At 72.1% G+C, this 20698-nt stretch carries 20 protein-coding genes and 1 pseudogene; 12 read left to right on the top strand and 9 right to left on the bottom strand.

Annotation, left to right across the window (positions count from 1 at the left end):
• Positions 1–214 precede the first annotated feature (214 nt).
• Positions 215–1789 (top strand): sodium:solute symporter family protein, encoded by a 1575-nt coding sequence (locus ACIQVL_RS27135; protein WP_403426993.1) that lies wholly within the window; start codon positions 215–217, stop codon positions 1787–1789.
• A gap of 28 nt (positions 1790–1817) precedes the next feature.
• Here the strand turns inward: ACIQVL_RS27135 and ACIQVL_RS27130 are convergent, their stop codons facing one another.
• On the bottom strand, positions 1818–2381 hold the full coding sequence (locus ACIQVL_RS27130; protein ID WP_403476580.1) for a hypothetical protein: 564 nt from the start codon (positions 2379–2381) through the stop codon (positions 1818–1820).
• 451 nt (positions 2382–2832) lie between these two features.
• On the opposite strand from ACIQVL_RS27130, the gene ACIQVL_RS27125 reads away from it, so the two are divergent.
• The gene (locus ACIQVL_RS27125) at positions 2833–3621 is read left to right on the top strand and encodes a hypothetical protein (RefSeq protein WP_403476579.1); all 789 of its coding nucleotides are present in this window, start codon (positions 2833–2835) and stop codon (positions 3619–3621) included.
• 33 nt (positions 3622–3654) lie between these two features.
• On the opposite strand, the gene ACIQVL_RS27120 is transcribed toward ACIQVL_RS27125, so the two are convergent.
• Positions 3655–4767 (bottom strand): ADP-ribosylglycohydrolase family protein, encoded by a 1113-nt coding sequence (locus ACIQVL_RS27120; RefSeq protein WP_403426980.1) that lies wholly within the window; start codon positions 4765–4767, stop codon positions 3655–3657.
• 182 nt (positions 4768–4949) lie between these two features.
• Complete coding sequence (locus ACIQVL_RS27115) at positions 4950–7187, bottom strand: MMPL family transporter (protein WP_403476578.1); 2238 nt, start codon at positions 7185–7187, stop codon at positions 4950–4952.
• 113 nt (positions 7188–7300) lie between these two features.
• Here ACIQVL_RS27115 and ACIQVL_RS27110 point away from each other — a divergent pair, with 113 nt between their 5' ends.
• Positions 7301–7903, top strand: coding sequence for a TetR/AcrR family transcriptional regulator (locus tag ACIQVL_RS27110; protein WP_403426977.1), 603 nt, complete (start codon positions 7301–7303; stop codon positions 7901–7903).
• Positions 7904–7938: 35 nt separating this feature from the next.
• Here ACIQVL_RS27110 and ACIQVL_RS27105 read toward each other — a convergent pair whose 3' ends face one another.
• On the bottom strand, positions 7939–8547 hold the full coding sequence (locus ACIQVL_RS27105) for a TetR/AcrR family transcriptional regulator (protein WP_403426975.1): 609 nt from the start codon (positions 8545–8547) through the stop codon (positions 7939–7941).
• 101 nt (positions 8548–8648) lie between these two features.
• Here ACIQVL_RS27105 and ACIQVL_RS27100 point away from each other — a divergent pair, with 101 nt between their 5' ends.
• The gene (locus tag ACIQVL_RS27100) at positions 8649–9578 is read left to right on the top strand and encodes an oxidoreductase (RefSeq protein WP_403476577.1); all 930 of its coding nucleotides are present in this window, start codon (positions 8649–8651) and stop codon (positions 9576–9578) included.
• A 19-nt stretch (positions 9579–9597) separates the two neighbouring features.
• Here the strand turns inward: ACIQVL_RS27100 and ACIQVL_RS27095 are convergent, their stop codons facing one another.
• On the bottom strand, positions 9598–10005 hold the full coding sequence (locus ACIQVL_RS27095; protein WP_403427253.1) for a winged helix-turn-helix transcriptional regulator: 408 nt from the start codon (positions 10003–10005) through the stop codon (positions 9598–9600).
• Between the two features lie 120 nt (positions 10006–10125).
• On the opposite strand from ACIQVL_RS27095, the gene ACIQVL_RS27090 reads away from it, so the two are divergent.
• Positions 10126–10977 (top strand): alpha/beta fold hydrolase, encoded by an 852-nt coding sequence (locus ACIQVL_RS27090; protein ID WP_403476576.1) that lies wholly within the window; start codon positions 10126–10128, stop codon positions 10975–10977.
• A gap of 24 nt (positions 10978–11001) precedes the next feature.
• On the opposite strand, the pseudogene ACIQVL_RS27085 reads toward ACIQVL_RS27090, so the two are convergent.
• Positions 11002–11415: pseudogene (locus ACIQVL_RS27085) on the bottom strand (ATP-binding protein); the annotation flags it as partial.
• A gap of 113 nt (positions 11416–11528) precedes the next feature.
• Between ACIQVL_RS27085 and ACIQVL_RS27080 the strand changes: the two are divergent.
• The 3 genes from ACIQVL_RS27080 to ACIQVL_RS27070 are packed head-to-tail and all read left to right on the top strand — an operon-like array spanning position 11529 to position 12935.
• Complete coding sequence (locus ACIQVL_RS27080; protein WP_403476575.1) at positions 11529–12344, top strand: helix-turn-helix domain-containing protein; 816 nt, start codon at positions 11529–11531, stop codon at positions 12342–12344.
• Positions 12341–12526 carry a DUF397 domain-containing protein gene (locus ACIQVL_RS27075; protein WP_403426968.1) on the top strand — a complete coding sequence of 62 codons (186 nt, stop codon included), beginning with the start codon at positions 12341–12343 and terminating at the stop codon, positions 12524–12526. The genes ACIQVL_RS27080 and ACIQVL_RS27075 overlap by 4 nt, the downstream gene beginning before the upstream one ends.
• A gap of 34 nt (positions 12527–12560) precedes the next feature.
• Complete coding sequence (locus ACIQVL_RS27070) at positions 12561–12935, top strand: nuclear transport factor 2 family protein (RefSeq protein ID WP_403426966.1); 375 nt, start codon at positions 12561–12563, stop codon at positions 12933–12935.
• Between the two features lie 31 nt (positions 12936–12966).
• On the opposite strand, the gene ACIQVL_RS27065 is transcribed toward ACIQVL_RS27070, so the two are convergent.
• Positions 12967–15363 (bottom strand): tetratricopeptide repeat protein, encoded by a 2397-nt coding sequence (locus ACIQVL_RS27065; protein WP_403476574.1) that lies wholly within the window; start codon positions 15361–15363, stop codon positions 12967–12969.
• Positions 15364–15576: 213 nt separating this feature from the next.
• Here ACIQVL_RS27065 and ACIQVL_RS27060 point away from each other — a divergent pair, with 213 nt between their 5' ends.
• Both ACIQVL_RS27060 and ACIQVL_RS27055 read left to right on the top strand, forming a co-directional pair.
• Positions 15577–15978, top strand: a complete 402-nt coding sequence (locus ACIQVL_RS27060) for a hypothetical protein (protein WP_403426962.1) — start codon at positions 15577–15579, stop codon at positions 15976–15978.
• Between the two features lie 125 nt (positions 15979–16103).
• Complete coding sequence (locus ACIQVL_RS27055; RefSeq protein WP_403476573.1) at positions 16104–17810, top strand: ATP-binding cassette domain-containing protein; 1707 nt, start codon at positions 16104–16106, stop codon at positions 17808–17810.
• Between the two features lie 23 nt (positions 17811–17833).
• Here the strand turns inward: ACIQVL_RS27055 and ACIQVL_RS27050 are convergent, their stop codons facing one another.
• Positions 17834–19228, bottom strand: coding sequence for an aminotransferase class V-fold PLP-dependent enzyme (locus ACIQVL_RS27050; RefSeq protein ID WP_403476572.1), 1395 nt, complete (start codon positions 19226–19228; stop codon positions 17834–17836).
• A gap of 138 nt (positions 19229–19366) precedes the next feature.
• Here ACIQVL_RS27050 and ACIQVL_RS27045 point away from each other — a divergent pair, with 138 nt between their 5' ends.
• Positions 19367–19867, top strand: coding sequence for a DUF2165 domain-containing protein (locus tag ACIQVL_RS27045; protein WP_403426956.1), 501 nt, complete (start codon positions 19367–19369; stop codon positions 19865–19867).
• A gap of 37 nt (positions 19868–19904) precedes the next feature.
• Here ACIQVL_RS27045 and ACIQVL_RS27040 read toward each other — a convergent pair whose 3' ends face one another.
• A complete protein-coding gene (locus ACIQVL_RS27040; protein WP_403476571.1) occupies positions 19905–20303 on the bottom strand; it encodes an ArsR/SmtB family transcription factor in 399 nt (132 codons plus the stop codon).
• Here ACIQVL_RS27040 and ACIQVL_RS27035 point away from each other — a divergent pair.
• Positions 20262–20627 carry a hypothetical protein gene (locus ACIQVL_RS27035; protein ID WP_403476570.1) on the top strand — a complete coding sequence of 122 codons (366 nt, stop codon included), beginning with the start codon at positions 20262–20264 and terminating at the stop codon, positions 20625–20627. The two genes, ACIQVL_RS27040 and ACIQVL_RS27035, sit on opposite strands and share 42 nt — an antisense overlap.
• The last annotated feature ends 71 nt before the right edge of the window (positions 20628–20698 follow it).

Genomic DNA, 20698 nt, shown 5'->3' with positions numbered 1-20698 from the left:
TAGCTCACGGTCCATCCAGTTGTTCATATCCATGAATCAAGGTCAGGAAGGCGAACGATTTTACTTTCCCTTGACCCTACGCCCGCTTGTCGTGTCCGCGCAACGGAACCCACGATGAGCGGGCACTTCGCGGCCTTCCCCGTCCCCGCTCCGCTTATGCGAAGTGCCAGCCAGCTGAGCGGAGTTCAGTAGGCGGACCCTGGAAGGGGGGCGCATGAACGGGCTCGACTGGGCCGTGCTCATCGGCTACTTCGGTGTGATGGTCGCGATCGGCGTCTGGTCGCACAAACGCGTGGACAACGTCAGTGACTTCTTCACCGCGGGCGGCAAGATGCCCTGGTGGCTGTCCGGCATCTCGCACCACATGTCGGGCTACAGCGCGGTGATGTTCACCGGGTACGCGGGCATCGCCTACACCTACGGCGTGACGTCGTTCGTCACCTGGTCCTTCCCGATCGCGCTCGGCATCGCGATCGGTTCGAAACTCTTCGCCCCGCGCATCAACCGCCTGCGCTCCCGCCTGCACGTGGCGTCCCCCCTCGAATACCTGAAGAGCCGGTACAACCTCTCCACCCAGCAGGCGCTGGCCTGGTCCGGCATGCTGCTGAAGATCGTGGACGTGGCCGCGAAGTGGGCGGCGATCGCCACCCTGCTGTCCGTGTTCACCGGGGTCTCCCTCAACCAGGGCATCTTCATCACCGGCGCGATCACGGCCGTCTACTGCACGATCGGCGGCCTGTGGGCGGACGCGCTCACCGAGCTCGGCCAGTTCGTCATCCAGCTCCTGGCCGGCATCTCGATGTTCGTGGCCGTCGTCCTGAAGCTGAACGACAAGGGCATCGGCTTCTTCGACGCCTGGGACCAGCCGGCCCTGCACGGCCACGGCAAGCCGCTCGTCGGCCCCTACGGCACGGTCTTCCTGCTCGCGTTCCTCTTCATCAAGCTCTTCGAGTACAACGGCGGCATGCTCAACCAGGCCCAGCGCTACATGGCGACGGGCAGCCCGAAGGAGGCCGAGCGCAGCGCCCGCCTGTCCGCCGCCCTCTGGCTGGTCTGGCCGGTCGTCCTGTTCTTCCCCATGTGGATGTCCCCGCTCCTGGTCCACGCCCAGAAGCCGGACGGCTCCGACTCCTACGGCCTGATGACCGAACAGCTCCTCCCGCACGGCCTGCTGGGCCTGGTCGTCGTCGGCTTCTTCTCCCACACGATGGCGATGTGCTCCTCCGACGCCAACGCGATCGCGGCCGTCTTCACCCGTGACGTGGCCCCGGTCCTCTCCCAGCGGGCGCGGGCGTGGAACGAGCGCTCGGGCCTGATCGCGGCCCGCGTCACCACGGTCGTCTTCCTCGGCCTGTCCATGGCGGTGGCCACCCAGGTCAACTCCCCCACGTTCAAGGACATCATCACCGTGGTCATCAAGTGGGTGGCCGGCCTGATGGGCCCGATCGCGATCCCGATGATGCTGGGCCTGCTCCGCCCCTTCCGCCGCTCCGGCCCCACGGCCGCGCTCACCAGCTGGGCGGCGGGCCTGCTCGCCTTCTGGCTGGTCAACTACCCGATCAACTGGAACGTCGACGGCGGCGTCCCGCTCCAGTACCAGGTCTCGGTCCCGCTGGCCGTCTCCCTGGTCCTCTACATCCTCATCGGCTACCTGAAGCCGGAGGACACCCCGGAACGCCTCGCGATCATCGAGACCGTGAACACGGACGGCGACAGCACAGCCGCGGCGGTCCCGGTCCCGGCACAGGCGGGCGGCGGCGACACCGTGGGGTCACCGGTCAAGGACTGACCGGCTCCGCCGGGACGGCGTCATCCCGTCACGTCGAGGTGTAGCAGCCCCCGCCTCGCGCCTCGGGAACGTCGTCCCGGAAACCGATCCAGGAGTTCTGGCCACGGGCGTGCAGGGTATCGACGGCCGAAGCCGACAGCGTCAGGCAGAAGTCGACGGTGAGCGGCTTCCTGTGGCTCTGACGATGCAGGGTCATCCGCCCCTGATAGGTGCCCGCACCGAAATTCCACCCGGTGGCCGCGAACAGCATCAACGGCTGTTGCGGTTTGTCCCGGCTGACCAGGAGCGGACTGGGGTCGGCCTTCCAGTCGTAGGTGAGGTTCTGCCGGGCGGGGTCGTACGCGTAGGCTCCGCTCTCGTCCCAGAAGAAGGCGGGTTTCCGGATTCCGGAGTTCGGCGGGGTCATTCGGAGGTCGACCCGGTTGATCAGCTCTGCCTGCGTGCTCTCGACCCTGGTGGACAGGGTCGGCTGGATGTAGAACCACACGTCCTCGCCCTGGGCTGTTCGGACGATGTGCGGGAGCGCCACGTCCGTATCGGGTTCCCGCTGGACGGCGATCAGGTTGTAGAGGGAGAGGGCGAGTGCCGTCACGGCGGCCAGGCTGCTGATCCACGCGTGGACGTGCTCGAAGCGACGGCGGCCGGCCCGCGGCACCGGCCTGTTCGAGCTCCCCGCGCCGGAATCCGGTTCCGGGGGCGGGCTCCCGTCAGGGTCCCCGCCCGAAGTCGCACCCGAAGCCGGATTGTCAGCCGAATGGGACGGCATGTCTCCCCTCTGCGGTCTGCCATTCCGGGGTACGACCCCGGATTCCGTCCAAGCTTCAGCCGGTAGGGGAGATTCCGGGGAGCCGGGTCCAGGGGCGCGTGGCAGCGCACAACAGCGCGCCTTCACACCCGATCCACCATCGTGATTAATCAGCCCATATCACTGGTGCGTCGTGGTGGTTCCGGTACGGAGATTCCATAGCGTGGCGTGCGCCACGCAGGGCCCGGCCCGGTGCCCGTCCTGCTCCTGCACGGACCACGAAAGGGAGACAGTGCGCGTGAAAGCCTGCTTCAAGGGGAAGCGGAGAGCGGTGCTCGGGGTCACGGCGCTGGTCGCGGTCGCCGCCTCGGCCGTCCCGGGCTCGGCGGCCGCCACGGACGGGGAACGGGGCAGCCCCGACCACTGGGGTGTCATCACCCGCAACACGATCGGCTCTCCGGTCGCCGCGCTGCGGACCGGCCCGTTCGGCTCGTTCGGCGTGACGGGCCCCGCCGCGAGGCCACCCTACGGACGCGGCAGCCTCGGCATCGAGGTGGCGGACAACTCCACCCTCCTCAAGCCGCCCGCTGAAGCCGTCCACTTCGGCAACGAGGTCGACTTCTACGGCGAGCCGGTACTGGAACTGCGCGAGGTCGGTTTCCACGTCTTCCAGCCCGGCGAGAACGTCGGCTACGGCGGCCCCGGCAACCTGCCGAACATCAAGTTCGAGATCGATCCGAACCTCGACAGGAACCCCACCACCTACTCCTCGATGGTGTGGAATCCGCCTCCCCTGACGACGAACCAGCTGAACCGGTGGAGCCCCTACCTGGACGCCACCACGACCGGCACCTGGTTCCTCACGGGCAGCGCCGGAACCACGACCGACTGCAATCTGAACCACCCGTGCACCTTCCAGAGCCTGTTGTCCGCGCTCAACGACGGTGGCGCCGAGCCGGTCATCTACACCGCCGGGGTGAGCAAGGGCCGCGACAACATGTGGATCGGGGCCGTCGACGGCCTGCGGATCAACCGCACCGTGTACGACTTCGAAGCCGACGGGGTCAGGATTCGTCGCGCCCCCTGAACGGCACACCCGGCACGCGGCACCCGGCAGGCGTCAACGCGGGTAGCGCGCCAGCCACCCCGGTGACGCGCCCACCGGACTGTGCAGGGCCGGTCCCTGGGTCATCTCCATCGCGAAGTCGTCAGCGAGTTCGAGGACGGTCTGGCGGCCCTCCACCTCGGCCACCCAGGCCGGCGGGAGGGCCGTCTCGCCGTGCAGGGCGCCGAGCAGCCCGCCGGTGAGGGCGCCCGCGACGGCAGAGGGTCCGGCCTGGTTGACGGCGAGGCACAGCCCGTGCCGTACGTCCTCGCCGACCAGGGCGCAGTACACGGCCGCGGCCAGCATCCCGTCCGCCGCCCCGTCCCCGGTCAGCTCCTCGACCCGGCCCGGGGAGGGCATCCCCTGCCGTACGGCGCCGAGCGCGTGCTGGAGCGCGTCGGACACGGGCTGGTGGCCGGGCCGGGCGGCGAGCAGGGCCAGCGCCCGCTGCACGGCGCCGTCCAGCGAGTCCCCCCGGGCCAGCGCGTGCACGATCACCGCGTACGCGCCGGCCGACAGACAGGCGGTCGGATGCCCGTGCGTCTGCGCCGCGCACTCCACGGCCAGCTGGACGACGAGCTGCGGCTCCCAGCCGACGAGCAGCCCGAACGGCGCCGACCGGGCGACGGCCTCCGGCCCCATGTCCTCGGGGTTCTTCGGCGACTCCAGCGTCCCCATCCGCTCGTCCCCGAGCCCGAGCAGCAGCGCGCGGGTCGGCTCCCGCCGCGCGTACAGCCACTCCTCCCGGGCCAGCCACCCGTCCTCCGGCCGCCGCTCGTCCGGCCCCCAGTCCCGCTGGGTGGCCGCCCACCGCAGATAGGCGCGGTGCAGGTCGGTGGGCGGATGCCAGGCCCCGGTGTCCCTCCTCACCTGGGCTCTTATCAGCCCGTCCACGGTGAAGAGGGTGAGCTGCGTGTGATGGGTCACGGTCCCGCGCCGCCCGTACCCGAACCCGAGATCGACCAGCCCCTCGGGCCCGTAGGCCGCCCGTATCTCCTCCAGCGTGAGCCCGTCCACGGGCCCGCCGAGCGCGTCCCCCACGGCCGTACCGAGGAGCGTCCCGCGCACCCTGCTCCGGAAGTCCTGCTGTTCGACCCGGCCCCAGACGGCACCCAACGTCGCACTCACCACCATGACCTCCCCACGGGCACCGTCCGTACATACGAGCGCTCAGCACTGTAATCGACCGGGAACGGTCCGTTCAGGGGGCAGTTAGGTATGCGAAGTGTGGGTTGTGTGCTCCGGGGTGGCCGGGTTTCGGCCAGGTCGGGGGGTGGGTGGGGGTTCGGCCCGGGAGGCGCCCCGGCCGGTCAGTTCTGGTCGGCCCGTACCGGTTCGGCGGCGACGGGAGCCGTCGGGCTGCCCGTGGTGCGCGGGGGCAGGGAGTCGCCCTCGATGTCCACGTTCGGCACGGTGCGGTCCAGCCACCTGGGCAGGGCCCAGGCGTGGCGGCCGAGCAGGCTCAGTACCGCGGGGACGATGGTGAGGCGGACCACGAAGGCGTCGACGAGGACGCCGACGGTCAGCGCGAAGCCGATCGTCTTGACGGTCGGGTCGTGGTTGAAGATGAAGCCGCCGAAGACGGCCGCCATGATGAGGGCCGCCGCGGAGACGACCCGGCCGCTGCGCTCGACGCCGTGCTCGACGGCGGCCCGTGCGTCCCGGTGGTGGTGGAAGTGCTCCCGCATCCGGCTGACCAGGAACACCTCGTAGTCCATCGCGAGGCCGAACAGGACACCGATCAGCAGGACCGGCACGAAGCAGGCGATCGGGGCCGCCGCCGCGACCTGGAACAGCCCGGTGAGGTGGCCGTCCTGGAAAACCCAGACGACCGCGCCGAGGCCGGCCGCGATGGACAGCAGGAAGCCGAGAACGGCCTTGAGGGGCACCAGGACCGAGCGGAAGGCCAGCATCAGCAGGAGCAGCGCGAGCACCACGATGATCGTGACGAACAGCGGCAGCGCCGCGGACAGCTTCGCCGACACGTCGATTCCGGCGGCGGTCGCACCGGCGACGTAGGCCGTGCCGCCCGCGTCGGCCACCGGGGTCACCGCACGGTCGCGCAACCGGTGCACCAGGTCGGTGGTCCGCTGGTCGTCGGGGCCGGTCTTCGGTACGACGCCGAGCACGGTGATCGCGCCGTCCTCGGTGGCCGTGGGCGGGGCCACATTCGCGATGTCCGGGTCCTTGCCGACGGTGTCGGCGACCCGCTCGACGACCGTCTCGCGCTGCGCGGCCGGTATGCGGGTGCCGTCGACGACGACCACGAGGGTCGCGTTGAAGCCAGGACCGAAGCCCTTGGTGAGGAGTTCGTAGCTCTTGTGCTGGGTGCTCGCGGTGGGCTGGGTCTCGTTGCTCGGCAGGCCGAGGCGCAGTCCGGTGGCGGGCAGGGCGAGGGCGAGCAGCCCGAGGACGCTCACGACCAGGACCGGGACCGGGAAGCGTGTCATGAGGCGGCCCCACGCCAGGCCCCAGGAACCGGGCCTGCGCTCGCGGCCGGGCGCCCGAGCCGGCGCGGAACTCGCCCCCGGCCGTGCGGCCTTGGGGCGCAGGCGTTCGCCGAGGAAACCCAGCAGGGCCGGTACGAGGGTGAGGGCCACCAGGACCGCGAGGAGCACCGTCCCCGCGGCGGCCAGGCCCATCACGGTGAGGAAGGGGATGCCGGTGGTGGCGAGCGCGGCGAGCGCGATGATGACCGTCAGGCCCGCGAAGGTCACCGCGCTGCCCGCCGTCCCGGTGGCGCGGGCGATCGAGTCGGGCACGTCCTGCTCGGGGTCGGCGAGCTGTTCGCGGTGGCGGGAGACGATGAACAGGGCGTAGTCGATGCCGACCGCCAGGCCGATCATCAGCGCGAGGACGGTCGCGGTGTTCGTCATCTCGATGAAGCGGGACAGGAACTGGACGGTCAGCACGCCGACCCCGACGCCGACGAGGGCCGTCACCAGGGGCAGCCCGGCCGCCACGAGTGAGCTGAGCGCGAGCGCGAGCACCACGAAGGCCACGACCACGCCGACGACCTCGGCGGGGCCGCCGACCTCGGCCGGCGGGGTGGACACGGTGCCGCCCAGCTCGACGTCGAGGCCGGCCTTCTTCGCCGGGTCCAGGGCGTCGTCGAGCCGGTCCTTGGCGGACTGGGGCACGCTGTCGGCAGGCTTGCCGAACAGTGCGTCGGCGTAGCCGATGGTGCCGTCCTTCGACACGGCGCCGGTCTTCGCGGGGTCGGAGACGTTGACGACCCCCGGTACGGCGGCGACCTCCTCGAGGGTCGCGGCGATGGCGCGCCGCTCCTTTCCGCCGGAGAGTTCCGCGCCCTTAGGGGCGGCGAACACGATCCGGGCCGTGCCGCCGGCGGCCTGCGGGAACTTCGCCTTCAGCAGGTCCTGGGCCTGCTGGGACTCGACGCCCGGCACCGAGAACTGCGTTGTCACCTTTCCGCCGAGGGCGGTGCCCAGGCCGGCGGCCACCGCGAGGAGCAGTACCCACACCGCGAGCACCCGGCCCCGGCGGCGCGCCGCCCAACGTCCCAGCGTGTACAAGCGTTTCGCCACGGCAGGTCTCTTTCGTCTCAAGGTCGGCAGCTGCCGGTCCAGCAGGATTTTTACAGCCTAATGCATTTTTACGGCCTGATGTAAAAATGCAGTCCGCCGCTATGCTGGACGGCATGGTGAGGGTTGCGACGGGGGACGGCCTGCGCGAACGCGGCAAGGCCAAGCGACGGGCCGCGATCACACGCGCGGCCTTCGAGCTCTTCGCCGCGCAGGGCTACGACGCCACGACGATCGCGGAGATCGCCGCGGCGGCCGAGGTGTCCCCGCGCACGGTGACGCTGTACTTCCGCTCCAAACAGGACATCGCCTTCGCGACCTTCGACGCCACGGTGCTGCACCTGACCGAGATGCTGCGCGGCCGCGCCCCCGGGGAGAGCGTCATGCACGCCCTGGAGGGCTGGCTGCGCGCGGAGATGGCCTGCCACGACGAGACCGACGAGCTCGAACAGCGCATGTTCGAGGCCAACCCGGAACTGCGGGCGGTGCGCATCGCGCGGATGGCGGCGGCCATCGAGGAGGGGGCCCGCATCATCGCCGAGGACACCGGCCAGGCCCCGGACGGGATCGCCCCCCGCCTCGCCGCCGCCGCGGCCGCGGCCGTGGTCACCGAGATCTTCCAGTACCCCGAGGGACCCGAGCGCGACCAGGCCGTCGGCGCGGCCATGGCCTTCCTCACCGCCGGCATCGAGGCCGTGGCCGCGAGCGCACGGCACTGACCGCTACTGCCCCCCGGGAGGATCCGCGCGCCCGGTCAGGTCAGCCCGTCGGGTGCGCAGCCGCGCAGGATGAACGCGATCACCTCGTCCAGCCCGCGCTCCGCGATCTCCGGAGCGAGCATGCCGGTCGCGGCCAGGTCGGCGAAACCGTGCAGCGTCGCGAAGACCGGGACACCGATCCACTCAAGGGGCCCCTCACGCACCTCGCCCTGACGCTGCCCCTCCCGCATCAGGTCCTCGATGAGCCCGGACCAGCGACCGGCGGCCTCCAGCAGAGCTGCGGACGCCTGTGGGTCGTGCTTGATCGAGCACATCAGGTCGAGCAGCGCGGCGTTGTCCAGGCTGAATCCCACATACGCGCGGACCACCGCCTCCAGCCTCGCGCGGCACGACTCCCCGGCGCCGGCCTGTGACGCCAGCATGGCCTCGGTCATCCGTTCGTAACCGCCCTGCGCGAGCGCGCACAGCAGCGCCGGCCGGTCCTTGAAGTGGCGGTTCGGCGCGTTGTGGCTGACGTCGAGGTCGCGGGCCAGTTCGCGCAGCGAGAGGGCGGCGACCCCCCTGTCCCGGAGCGTCTCTTCGGCGCGGGCCAGCAGGGCGGCACGCAGGTCTCCGTGGTGATAGGGGCGCGGGCGGGTCTGCATGGGGATCACTGTACCGGCCATGTTCGCGATGCCCACATTGTTGGCTGCGTCACCATTGTTGACGTTGACACCAATGTGGGCACCGCCCACAATCGGGGACCATGACTACTGCACCCAGTGCCGCACCCGGCCCGTGGAACACCACCGATATCCCCGACCAGAGCGGTCGCACCGCCGTCGTCACCGGCGGCAACAGCGGTATCGGCATCGCCACCGTGGAGGCGCTGGCCGCCGCGGGCGCCCATGTGGTGCTCGCGGTGCGGGACCCCGAACGCGGCGAGGCCGCCGCCATGGCCGTCGACGGCAGCGTGGAGGTACGCCGTCTCGACCTGGCCGACCTCGCCTCCGTACGCGAGTTCGCCGCCGGCTGGAAGGGCGACCTGGACCTCCTCGTCAACAACGCCGGCGTCATGAACACCCCGGAGTCCCACACCAAGGACGGCTTCGAGACGCAGTTCGGGACCAATCACCTCGGCCACTTCGCCCTGACCAACCTGCTGCTCCCGCACATCACCGACCGGGTGGTGACCGTGTCGTCCGAGGCGCACAAGAAGCCGGGCACCCCGCGCATCCACTTCGACAACCTCAACCACTCCGGCGAGTACGAGCCGAGGAAGGCGTACAGCCAGTCCAAGCTGGCCAACCTGCTGTTCACGCTGGAACTCCAGCGCCGCCTCGCCGCCGCGCACTCCCCTGTGCGCGCCCTGGCCGCGCACCCCGGCTGGGCCGTCACGAACATCCAGCGCCACGACGGCAGCGCGCTGAGCCGCGCCATCATGCGCGTCGTGGCCCAGGACAACAGGGCCGGCGCGCTGCCGAGCCTGTACGCCGCCGTCAGGGATCTCCCCGGCGCGAGCTTCGTCGGCCCGAGCGGCCGCGGTGAGGTGCGCGGCGCCCCGACCCTGGTCGGCCGTTCCGCGGCGGCCAGCGACCCGGTGACGGCCCGGCGTCTGTGGGCGGTCTCCGAGGAACTCACCGGAGTCACGTTCCCGCAGGTGACCGCGACCGCCCTGGGGCCGCAGGCAGTCTGATCACGACTCGATGCACGCCCTAGGCGGGAGGTGACCCGTCGGCGAGCCGGTTGTTGCGGTCGATCTCCCCCATGTGTGTCTCGGCCCAGACCCGCAGCGCGGAGAGCGGTCCTTCGAGGGACAGGCCGAGCCCGGTGAGCCGGTAGTGGACGGCGGGCGGCACGGTGGGCTCCACGCGCCGGGCGACCAGTCCGTCGCGGACCAGGCTCTGCAGGGTGACGGACAGCATCTTCTGCGAGATGCCCGGGATCCGGCGGCGCAGTTCCGCGAAGCGGATCTCGTCCGGCGCCTCCTCGGCCAGCACCTTCACCGCCATCGACGTCCACTTGGTGCCGATGCGGTCCAGCAACCGGCGCGTCGGGCAGTGCGGATCCATCAGGTCACCGCGCTCACCGGGCCGCTGGTCACGTCCGCCGGGCCTCGACATGGTCACCTGGGGCTCACCACCTGAAGGGAAAGTGCCGTCTTGGGCGGATCAGGCTAGTTCCCTAGCGTGACCATGCCATCATTCCTCACCACCCCTGCCACCCCTTCGGAGGGTCCCGCCATGCCTGAGCTGCGGCGCGTCCCGGTCAACGGTGTCGAACTGAACGTCGCCCTCGCCGGATCGGGCCCGGCCGTCCTGCTGCTGCACGGCTTCCCGCACACCTGGGAGCTCTGGACGGACGTCATGGCCGGTCTGGCCGGCCGCCACCGCGTCATCGCGCCGGACCTGCGCGGGTTCGGCGCGAGCAGCGGGACCGCCTCCGGGTACGACGCGGGCACCCTGGCCGAGGACGCCGCGGCGCTGCTCACCGCGCTCGACGTCTCCTCGGCCGCGGTGGTGGGCATCGACGCCGGTACCGCGCCGGCCTTCCTCCTCGCCCTGCGCCGCCCCGGTCTCGTCCGGCGCCTGGTCGTCATGGAGGGCCTGCTGGGCAGGCTGCCCGGCGCCGAGGACTTCCTCGCCGGCGGGCCGCCGTGGTGGTTCGGCTTCCACTCCGCCGGACCCGGCCTCGCCGAGACCGTGCTGGAGGGGCACGAGGCCGCCTACGTCGACTGGTTCCTGCACACCGGCACGCTCGGCGACGGAGTGCGCCCCGCCGTCCGCGACGCCTTCGTCCGCGCGTACACCGGCCGCCAGGCGCTGCGCCGCGCGTTCTCGTACTACCGGGCCCTGCCCGAGAGCGCGGCGCAGATCGAGCGGGCGGTCGCCACCGCCCGCCTGACGGTGCCGACGATGACGTTGGGCGCCCGGCCTGTCGGCACGGCGCTGGAACGCCAGCTCCGCCCGGTCACCGACGATCTCACCGGGCACGTCATCGAGGACTGCGGCCACATCGTCCCCCTGCACCGGCCGCACGCCCTGCTCGCACTGCTGCGCCCGTTCCTGGCCGCCGAGGACACCAGCGCGGCGTGACGGGCCCCCGCGCCCCGGTACCCCCAGCTCAGCCCAGACGACCTTGCAACCGGCCGGCGCCTCCTCCACACCCCAGCGGTCGGCGTACGCCGCCACGATCAGCAGTCCTCGCCCCGATTCCGCGCCGCCGGCCACCGGATCGTGGAGGCGCGGGACCCGGTCGCCCCGGGCGTCGGTCACCTCGACCCGGAGCGTGCGGTCGGCACGCAGCCGCAGCCCCAGCCGGAAGTCCCGCCCCGCCACGCGGCCGTGCAGCACCGCGTTCGACGCCAGCTCGGCCACCACCTGCGCCGCCGCCTCCGCGAACGGCACACACCAGTCGTCGAGTTGGCGCTCCGTGAGCAGCCTCGCCAGTCGAGCACCTCTTCGAGTGGCGGACAGCTGAACCGTGAAGTGGTGCGCCGGGACGGTGACTTGCGGGAGGGATTTCTGCGTCATGTCACCCAGCGTGGTCGCCCGTTCCTATCGTGAACAGCAACGAACCCGGCACAGAGCGTCACTGTCCGGCTGTCGGACGGGACCGTACGGGTCGTACGTCGGAAGGGGCGGGTGTGGAGGACGAGGAGGCCGAGGCCGTACTCAGGGCGGTCGGGCGGCAGATCAAGGCGTGGCGGGAGGCCGCCGGGCTGCGACAGGGCGAACTAGGCGCCGCCATCGGCTACAGCGAGGAGATGGTGTCGGCCGTGGAGCGGGGGCGGCGGATCCCCAAGCCGGACTTCCTGGAGAAGGCCGACGAGGTGGTCGGGGCGGGCGGGAAGCTCGCGTTCATGAAGGAGGACGTGGAGCGGGCCCGGTATCCGAAGAAGGTTCGGGATCTGGCGAAGCTGGAGGACGAGGCGGTCGAGATGGGGGCCTACGCCAGCCATTACATCCATGGGCTGCTGCAAACTCCCCAGTACGCAAGGGCGTTGTACGTGATGCGACGACCTTCGTACACCGAGGAGGAGATCGACCAGTACGTCGCCGCCCGCATGGCGCGGAAGGCCGTCTTCGAACGCGTGCCCCTGGTGGCCCTCACTTTTGTCCTGGAAGAGGTAACGCTGCATCGGCCCCTCGGCGGGAGACTGGTCCGGCAGAGGCAGCTCGAACACCTTTTGGAGATGGGCGCGTTGCGGCACGTCGAGATCCAGGTCATGCCCACGGACCGTGAGGACCACGCGGGCATGGGCGGGCCGATCCGCCTGCTGAAGCTACGGGACGGCAAGACCGTGGCCCCCGAGGAGGGCCAGTCCTACAACCGCCTGGTCAGCGATCCCAGGGAAGTACAGCCCCTTGAGATGCGCTATGGGATCATCCGGTCCCAGGCCCTCCCGCCCCGGGAGTCGCTCGCCTTCATCGAGAAAGTGTTGGGGGAAGAGGAGACATGACCGCCCTGAAGTGGTTCAAGAGCAGCTATAGCAGCAACGAGGGCCCCGACTGCGTCGAGGTCGCGATAACCCCCGCCGCCACCACCGTCCACGTCCGCGACTCCAAGGACAAGGACAGGGCCGGGCTCACCTTCGCCGACGCCTCGTGGACCGACTTCGTGGCCTTCACAGCGGAGCGTTGAGCACGGTCCGCGGAGCGGCTGGTATGACTGGGGCATGCAGGAAGAGACCGCACAGTCCGCGATCGACACGTTCATCTCCGCGTTCAACGCCTCGGACGACGGTTACGTGACCGGGTTGCTCGCCCAGGCCCTGACCTCGGACGTGGTCTTCTGGGGGCCGCTGGGCCGCAGTGAGGGGATCGAGGCGGTCGAGCGGTTCGTGCTGGACATCCGGCGCCATCCGGCGGGGACCGGCACGATGGTGCGCTGCTCGGCGGTGGACATGCCCGACGAGTGGGCCCGGTACCAGTGGGTCTTCACCACGCCGGACGGCGGCCCACAGCTGGCCGGAACGGACGTCGTCCACCTGCGCCGGAGCCTCATCGACCAGGTCATCGTCTTCGCGGGGGAGATCGGGTCCGCCTCCTGAGTCAGCCCTCGCCGGCGCCCGCCATGCCGAGTCAGCCCTCGCCGGCGCCCGTCATGCGGTGCCGCACCGCGGTCCGCTGTTCCCGGGCCCAGGGGTAGTCCGGGGTGAGCGCGAGGGCGCGGTCCAGGTCGGCGAGGCCCTCCTCGTGGCGGCCCAGGCTGGACCGGGACACGCCTCGGCTCGCGTACGCGTACGCGTAACCGGGGTCGAGTTCGAGGGCGCGGTCGTAGTCGGCCAGGGCCTGCTCGTCGCGGCCGGTGACGCGCAGGGCTTCGCCGCGCTCGCAGCGGCCCCAGGCCCAGTCCGGCTGCAGGGCGAGGGCACGGTCCAGGTCGGCGAGGCGGCGGGCCGGGTCGCCGAGGCCGCGCCAGACACGGGAGCGGCGGGCGAGCGCCCAGGCGTAGTCCGGCTTGAGTGCCAGCGCCCGCTCGAAGTCGGCGAGGGCCGCGTCGAGGTCGCCGTGGCGTTCGTGGGCGGCGCCGCGGGAGGCCCAGGCGAACTCGCTGCCGGGGTCGCGCCGGATGCCCTCGCTCAGGTCGGCGACCGCTTCGTCGTGGTGCCGCGCCAGCCGGTGGTGCTCACCGCGCAGGATGACGTTCCACGGGTTGTCCGGCTCCAGTTCGAGCACCCGGTCGAGGTCGGCGAGCGCGCCTTCGTAGTCGCCGGTCCCGCCCCGGGTGACGGCCCGGCCGCGGTGGGCCCGGACCAGGGCGGGGTCCAGGGCGAGGGCGTGCTCGTACTCCTCGAGGGCCCGCTCGGGCGCGCCGTCCCGGGCGAGCGCGTCGGCCCGCAGCGCCCAGGCCGTGGCCCGCCACGGCTCGTCGCCCCGGGCGCGGCCGAGCAGCAGCCGGAGCAGTCCGGCGAGCCCGCCCCCGGCGAGCGCCGCGGAGAGGTCACCGCCCCAGGCCCGTACGGCCTCGGCCGCCGTGTCCTCGCCCGCCTCGGCCAGCAGCCGCACCCACAGCCGTACGGCATCGTCGCCGTGGGCACAGGCGGTGACGACATCGGCCAGGGCTCCGGCGAGCGCGGCGCGGGGCCGCGCGCACAGCAGGTGGTAGGACTCGCCGAGCCGGAGGTCCCGCCACCCGGCGTCCGCCCACAGTTCGTCGGGGCGCAGGCCGGCCTCGGCCTCGGCGCGCCGCCTGCCGTACGCCTGGGCGAGCCGGGTGTGCCGCTCGGTCCAGCCCTGGGGCGAGCGCAGTCGCTGGAGCCGGAGCATCGGCGCCCGTACGACGTCGTGGTACTGCAGCAGCCCGCCGCGCTCGCTGACGAACGGCATGCCTCCCAGCCAGCCGAAGAGCGCGTCCGCCTGGTCCCCGGGGCAGTCCACGGCGGAGCGGAAGACGTCCTCGTCGAGCCGCCGGGGCAGCGCGCCCGCCAGCGCGGCGGCCCTGCGCACCGGGTCCCGCTCCCATTTCAGGAACCGGTCGACCGCCGTGGCACTCGGGTCGCCGACGTCCCCGGGGCCGTCGGGCCCGGACTCGGCCAGGGTGGAGACGAGCACCGGAAGGCCGCCCGTCAGCCGCAGTACCTCGGCGACCACCGGTTCGTCCCGCACCCCCTTGTCCGCGAGCAGCCCCCGGGCCTCCTCCTCCGTGAACGGGCCGAGCGGCAGGTCCGTCCTGAAGTCCGCGAAGCTGCCCCAGCGGGCCGTGTCGAACGGGTGCTGGCCGGAGGTGACCGCGACGACGTTGGCGGGCAGGGCGCCATGGCGGTCGGTGGTCATGACGTCGTGCAGCCAGGGGTCGAGGAACGGGCCGGTGCGCTCGTAAGTGTCGAGGAGCAGGACGATCCAGGGCGCGGCGTCGGCCGCGGCGGCCAGCTCCGTCAGCAGTACGGGGGTGAGGACCCGCTCGGGGGACAGCACCAGCTGGGCGTCCTCCTGACTGCGGAAGCGGGCCCGGAGCCGGTCGGCGCCCTGGGCGAGCCGGTCGGTGTCCAGGGCGGCGGCGAAGGCGCCGGCCACCGGGACCATCCCGAGTCCCACCTGGGCCGCCCGCGCCACCGCCAGGCTCCCCGCCGACGGTCCTTCCCGTTCCTCCGGCCCGCCCATCGCCAGGGCGGCCTCCGCCTCGTGCCGCCGCTCCCGGTGGGCGGCCAGCATCCGTTCCAGTTCCCTGAACCGCCGCCCCTGGGCCGCGAACTGACGTGCCATCACCGTCAGCGCGTCGGGCACGCCGGCCACGCCCTCGTCGACGTACGCGGTCAGCGCCCCGGCCTCCCGCGCGATCTGCTCCAACTCCCGTACCAGGCGGGTCTTCCCGACGCCCGCGTCGCCGTGCACATGGAACAGGAACCGGTGCCGCTCGTCCTCGGGCGGCAGGTCGAGGTTCCGCCGGAACGCGGCCCGTTCCTCGGCCCGCCCGACGAACCCTGCCCTCCGGCGCCGCCCGATCAGCTCCTGCATCGACGGCCGTGTCGACCCCATCCACGCCTCCCCCGCAGTCGGCCCACCGTGAGTCTGGCAGAGACCACCGTGCCCGGAAGGTGCCGCCGGGGTCGATGACGTGACGGGATGTCGATCACTGGCTGGTTTCGGTCTCTTGCCCGGGGCTTCTGATGACTTCTACTTTTTGAGCGACCGCTCAAACGCAGGGAAGATCGCCTCTCTCCTGGACCACTGCGAACGAAGGAAAAAGGCATGACCAGCAACAGAGGTACCTGGCTGCTCTTCACGGGCTGGCTTCTGACCGGAGCCGGCTACCTGCTCGCCCTCCTCACCGTGCTGTCGATCGGGCTCTTCATCCTGCCGATCCCCGTGGCCGGCACCCTCGCGCTGGCCACCCGCCGAGACGCCTGGCGGGGTCTGCCCGGCCTGCTGTCCGGTGCGAGCCTGCCGCTGTTCCTGCTCGCCTACCTCAACCGGCACGGTCCCGGTACGTACTGCACCGCCTCGGCCGGCGGCAGCAGTTGCACCGAGGGCCTGCTCAACCCGTGGCTCCTGCTCGCGATCGGGCTGCTCGTCCTCGCCGCCGGACCCGCACTGCTCCTCAAGATCCAGCAGCGGCCCGTGAACAGCTCCGCGCCGAGCCCCTCCCGGTAGTCCGCCCGCCCGGTCCGTCGATGCCGACGACGCCGGGGGCCGCAGCCGGAAGACGGGCGCTGAAGTCGGCGCGATCCCACGGAGGTTGAGGCCCCGTCGGGGGACTCACCTGACATGCTGCCCCCATGTCCACACCGCCCCCGCGCCCTCCCGCGTCCGTCGAGGCTCCCGTCCCCTCCGTCACCGGCCTGCACCTGCGGGCGCGCCGGGTGAGCCGGAAGGTCCGTGGAGGCGGGCGGATACTGGACGACATATCCGTTGAGGTCGCTCCGGGGCAGCTCACGGTGATCGCCGGAAGCAGCGGCGCGGGCAAGACCGTGCTGCTGCAGACGCTGGCGGGGCTGAGCGCGCCGACCGGCGGCGAGGTGCTGCACGACGGGGCGCGTCCCGGGCCGCCGGGGCCGGACTTCGGGTTCGTGCCGCAGGAGGACATCATCCACCGCGAACTGCCGCTGCGCCGCACGCTGGTGTACGCGGCGGCCCTGCGCATGCCTCCGGGGACGGCGGCCGGGACGGTGCGGGACACCGTCGACCGGGTGCTGGACACGCTCGGTCTGGCGGAGCGGGCGGAGACCCCCGTGCGCGCGCTGAGCGGCGGCGAACGCAAACGGGCCAGTATCGCGGTCGAGTTGCTCACCCGCCCCCGGGTGCTCTTCCTCGACGAGCCGACGTCCGGGCTCGACCCGGTCACCGGGGCGGCCCTGCTGCGCACCCTGCGGGCGCTCGCCGAGGACGGCACCACCGTCGTCCTGACCACGCACGTCCTCGCCGATCTGCACCGCGCCGACCAGGTCGTGTTCCTCTCCGGCGGCGGCGAGGTCGCGTACGCGGGCGCCCCGGCCGCCCTGTTCGAGGCCTTCGGGGCCGGCACCGTGGAGGAGGTGTACGAGGCGGTGGCGGGCGGCGCCCGCGCCGAACGGGCCGAGCCCGAGGACGCCGGTCCTCCTGATGTCACGTCATCCGCCGTTCCTCCGGCGCGGGTCGGCGCCCTGCGTCAGTGGTCGCTGCTGACCCGGCGCGGTACCGCCCTGCTGCTGCACAACCGGCTCTCGGTCGCCGTGCTGGCGGGCTCGCCGGTGATGATCGTGGCGATGTTCGCGGTGCTGTTCCGGGCCGGCGCCTTCGATCCGGCGGCACCGGATCCGGGGTCGTCGGCGATGATCATGTTCTGGATCGCGTTCGGCGCGTTCTTCTTCGGGCTGACGTACGGCCTGCTGCAGATCTGCACCGAGTTGCCGGTGCTGCGCCGGGAGTGGCTCGCGGGGCTGCGGCTCGGCCCGTACGTCGCCTCGAAGCTGACGACCATGCTGCCGGTGCTCGCGGTCGCGGACGGGCTGCTGCTGGTGGTGCTGCGCGCCCTCGACCGGCTGCCCGCGGCGGACTGGGACACCTACGGCTCGCTGTTCGCGTCGAGCGTGCTGGCCTCGGCCGCCGCCCTCGCGCTCGGGCTGCTCGCGTCGGCGGCCGTGTCGGAGCCGGGGCAGGCCACGCTGATGCTGCCGTTGCTCTGCTTCCCCCAGGTGCTGTTCTCGGGCGCCTTCGTGCCGGTGCCGCGGATGACGGCGGCCGGTAAGGCGATCAGCTGGGCGATGACCAATCGCTGGGCGTTCGAGGCGCTGGGCAGCGGGGTGGGCCTCGAGTCGTTGTGGCGGGCGGGCCGCTCGCCGCTCGGCCCGCCGCTGCTGGCGTCGTACGGGGACTCGTTCGGGCATCCGGCGAGCCGCGGCTGGGTGGTCCTGGCGGGCTTCACGCTGGTGTTCCTGGCCTGGACGTGGGTGGTCCTGCTGCGCAAGTGCCGGGACGGCGCGGAGCGGAGCCGGGCGGGACGGTGATCCCCCCGCGGGACGGCACCGGCTCAGCAGCTCTCCCGTGCGGCCAGCCCGGCCGCCGTCGGCACCCGGTCCCGGTAGGTCTCCGTCACGAACGCCAGGAACGTCTCGACGTCCCGGGGCTGGGACGCCACGCCCAGGGAGACCCGGACGGCACCCGCCGAGGGCAGCTCCAGGAGCTCCAAGTACGCGTCCAGTGAGGCGACTTGTGTGTCGGCCGCCGAGCGCAGCCGGGTCAGCGGCAGGTCGAACGCCTCCTCTCCGGCCCCCGGATTGCAGAAGCAGCCCGTGCGCAGGGATATGCCGCGGGCGGCGCTGTCGCGTGTGACGACGCGTTCGTCGACGATCCGGCCGTCCGCGCCGAGCACGTTCAAGGCGACCGTGCCGCCGCGGTCCGTGTCGGTACCGGCCACGGCGGCACGGTCGGTGCCGTACACGCGCACCAGCGGGGAGCCGTCGCGGTGCCGCAACGCCCGCAGGCCGGTGAGCAGTTGAGCGGTGAGTGCGGTGACGTGGGCGTGTACGCGGTCCATGCCGATGCCGTCGATCCAGGCGAGACCGGCGGTCACGTCCGGCAGGGAGAGGAAGTTGACGGTGCCGTCCTCGAAGGCGGCCTCGTCGGCGGCGAGGACGTGCCACTGCGCCTGGGCGCTGACGGCGTAGATGGTGCCGCCGGAGAACCACGGGCGGCGCAGTCTCGCGAGGGCCGACCGGCGGGCGACCAGGCTGCCGACGCCGGTGGGGTGGCCGAAGACCTTGTACCAGCTGACGGCGGTGAAGTCCGGGTGGTGGCGGCTCAGGTCCAGGACGTTGGCCGGCGCGAAGGCCGCCGCGTCCAGCAGGACGTCGTAGCCGTGCGCCTGGGCGGCGGCGATCCAGTCCAGTGAGTGCTGGACGCCGGTGAAGTTGCTCTGCGCCGGATAGGCGAACAGGCCGCCGGTGCCGGCCCGCGCGCCGGGTGCGGACAGGGCGGCGAACAGCCTTCTCTCGTCGATGCGCAGGCCCGGTACGTACACGGTCGCGGCGCCCCGCGCCCGCGCGTACTCCCGCAGCCCGTTGACCGAGTTGTGGTTGTCGAGCGACATCACGAGCCTGCTGCCGCGGGTGAACGGGTACGCCTCGCCGACCAGGCGCAGGGCGCCGGTGGCGTTGGGGGTGAAGATCACGGCGTATTCGTCGGGGTCGGCGTTGAAGTGGCGGAGCACCGCCCGCCGGGCCTCGGCCAGCAGGAGCCCGGAGGCGCGGGAGGCCGGGCTCTCGGAGTGCGGGTTGCCGAACAGTCCGCCGGTGATCCGCCGGGCGCTGCCCATGACCAGGGAGCGCGGCGGAAGTCCGGCGCCGGTGTGGTCCAGGTAGGTGTGCCCGCCCTCGTCGAGATAGCCGAACTCGCGCGTCCGCAACTCCGCGAAGTCGTCGTCCACGAGGCCCCCTCCGCACTTCACACTTCGCACGAAACACCGACCAAGGTACCCGTGTACGAGTGGTCGGCCACGGCGGCAGGCCGCGCGGCGACCGGTGAACAGGGGGTGTAAACAGCCGGGTTGGGGAAGGACGGTGACATGTCCACCTCCCACGCGCCTCGTGCGCTTTCGCTTGCCGCTGCCGTTCTGACCGGAACGGTCGCGCTCTACATCGCCCTCGTCGCTTTCGGGAACATCACCGACTTCGGCACCAACCAGGCCTTCGTCCAGCATGTGCTGGCCATGGACACGACGTTCAAGGACGACGACCTGATGTGGCGGGCCGTCACCAACAAGGGACTGGAGAACACCGCCTACATCCTCATCATCGCGTGGGAGACGCTGGCCGCGCTCGTGCTGATCGCCGGGACCGTGCTGTGGTTCCGGCGCGACAACGCACGGGCGCGTCGGCTGTCCACCTACGGTCTGCTGATGCTCGTGCTGCTCTTCGGCGCCGGGTTCATCGGGATCGGCGGCGAGTGGTTCTCCATGTGGCAGTCCAAGACCTGGAACGGGCTGGACGCCGCGACCCGGGTGCTGGTGCTGACCGGGGTCGCGCTCGTCGTCGTACAGCTGCCGGACCGGTCGGCCGCCGAGTGACCGGCGCGGAGTGACCGGCGCGGGCCGGGCCCGGTGGTCAGCCGAGATTGGCGCGGAGCATGGAGGCGCCGAGCGGGGTCAGGGTGTGCAGGACGCTCGCGGCCTGCCGCTGGCTGGTGATCAGGCCCGCCTCGCGCAGCACGCTGGTGTGCTGGCTGATCGAGGACGCGGAGACCCCGGCGACGCGGGCGAGTTCGCCGGTGGTCGCGCCGGCCGCGACCGCGCGCAGCACGGTGGCCCGGGTGCGGCCCAGCAGCGAGGTCAGCGAGGCGCCGGCGCCCTGACCGCGCCCCGCTGACGGCCTCGCGGGCGGCCGGGGTTCCGGCCCCGGCCGCCCGCCCGTTCCGGCACCTCCCGTCCCCGTCGCAGACCCAGTGGCAGGAGCACCTCCACGATGCCCACGGCCTCCACGCCCGTCGCCCCCACGCCCACGCACCTGTCCCGCGCGCCCCGGATCGGCGGCCTCCTCGCCTGCGCCGCGGCGGGTGCGCTCGCCCTCACCGGATGCGCGGGCCCCGCCCCGGCCCCGCAGGCCGCCCGGACCGCCGTGCTCACCCCGGCCGGGCTCGACCTGCTGACCGACTCCGGCACCTACGCGAACGCCGAGAGCTCGCTCACCCGCGCCGAGTCCCGGCCCATCGCCTCCTGCATGACGGCCAAGGGGCTCCGCTACGTGGTCGCCGACTCCGGTTCGGCGTCCGCGAACGCCCCGAGAGCTCGCTCACCCGCGCCGAGTCCCGGCCCATCGCCTCCTGTATGACGGCCAAGGGGCTCCGCTACGTGGCCGCCGACTCCGGTTCGGCGTCCGCGACCGCCCCGAGAGCTCGCTCA

Origin of the sequence: Streptomyces sp. NPDC090499 (assembly GCF_044769305.1) — a bacterium.
Classification (GTDB): domain Bacteria; phylum Actinomycetota; class Actinomycetes; order Streptomycetales; family Streptomycetaceae; genus Streptomyces.
The sequence above is the reverse complement of the archived record's forward strand: the minus strand, read 5'-3'. Positions and strand labels throughout refer to the sequence as shown.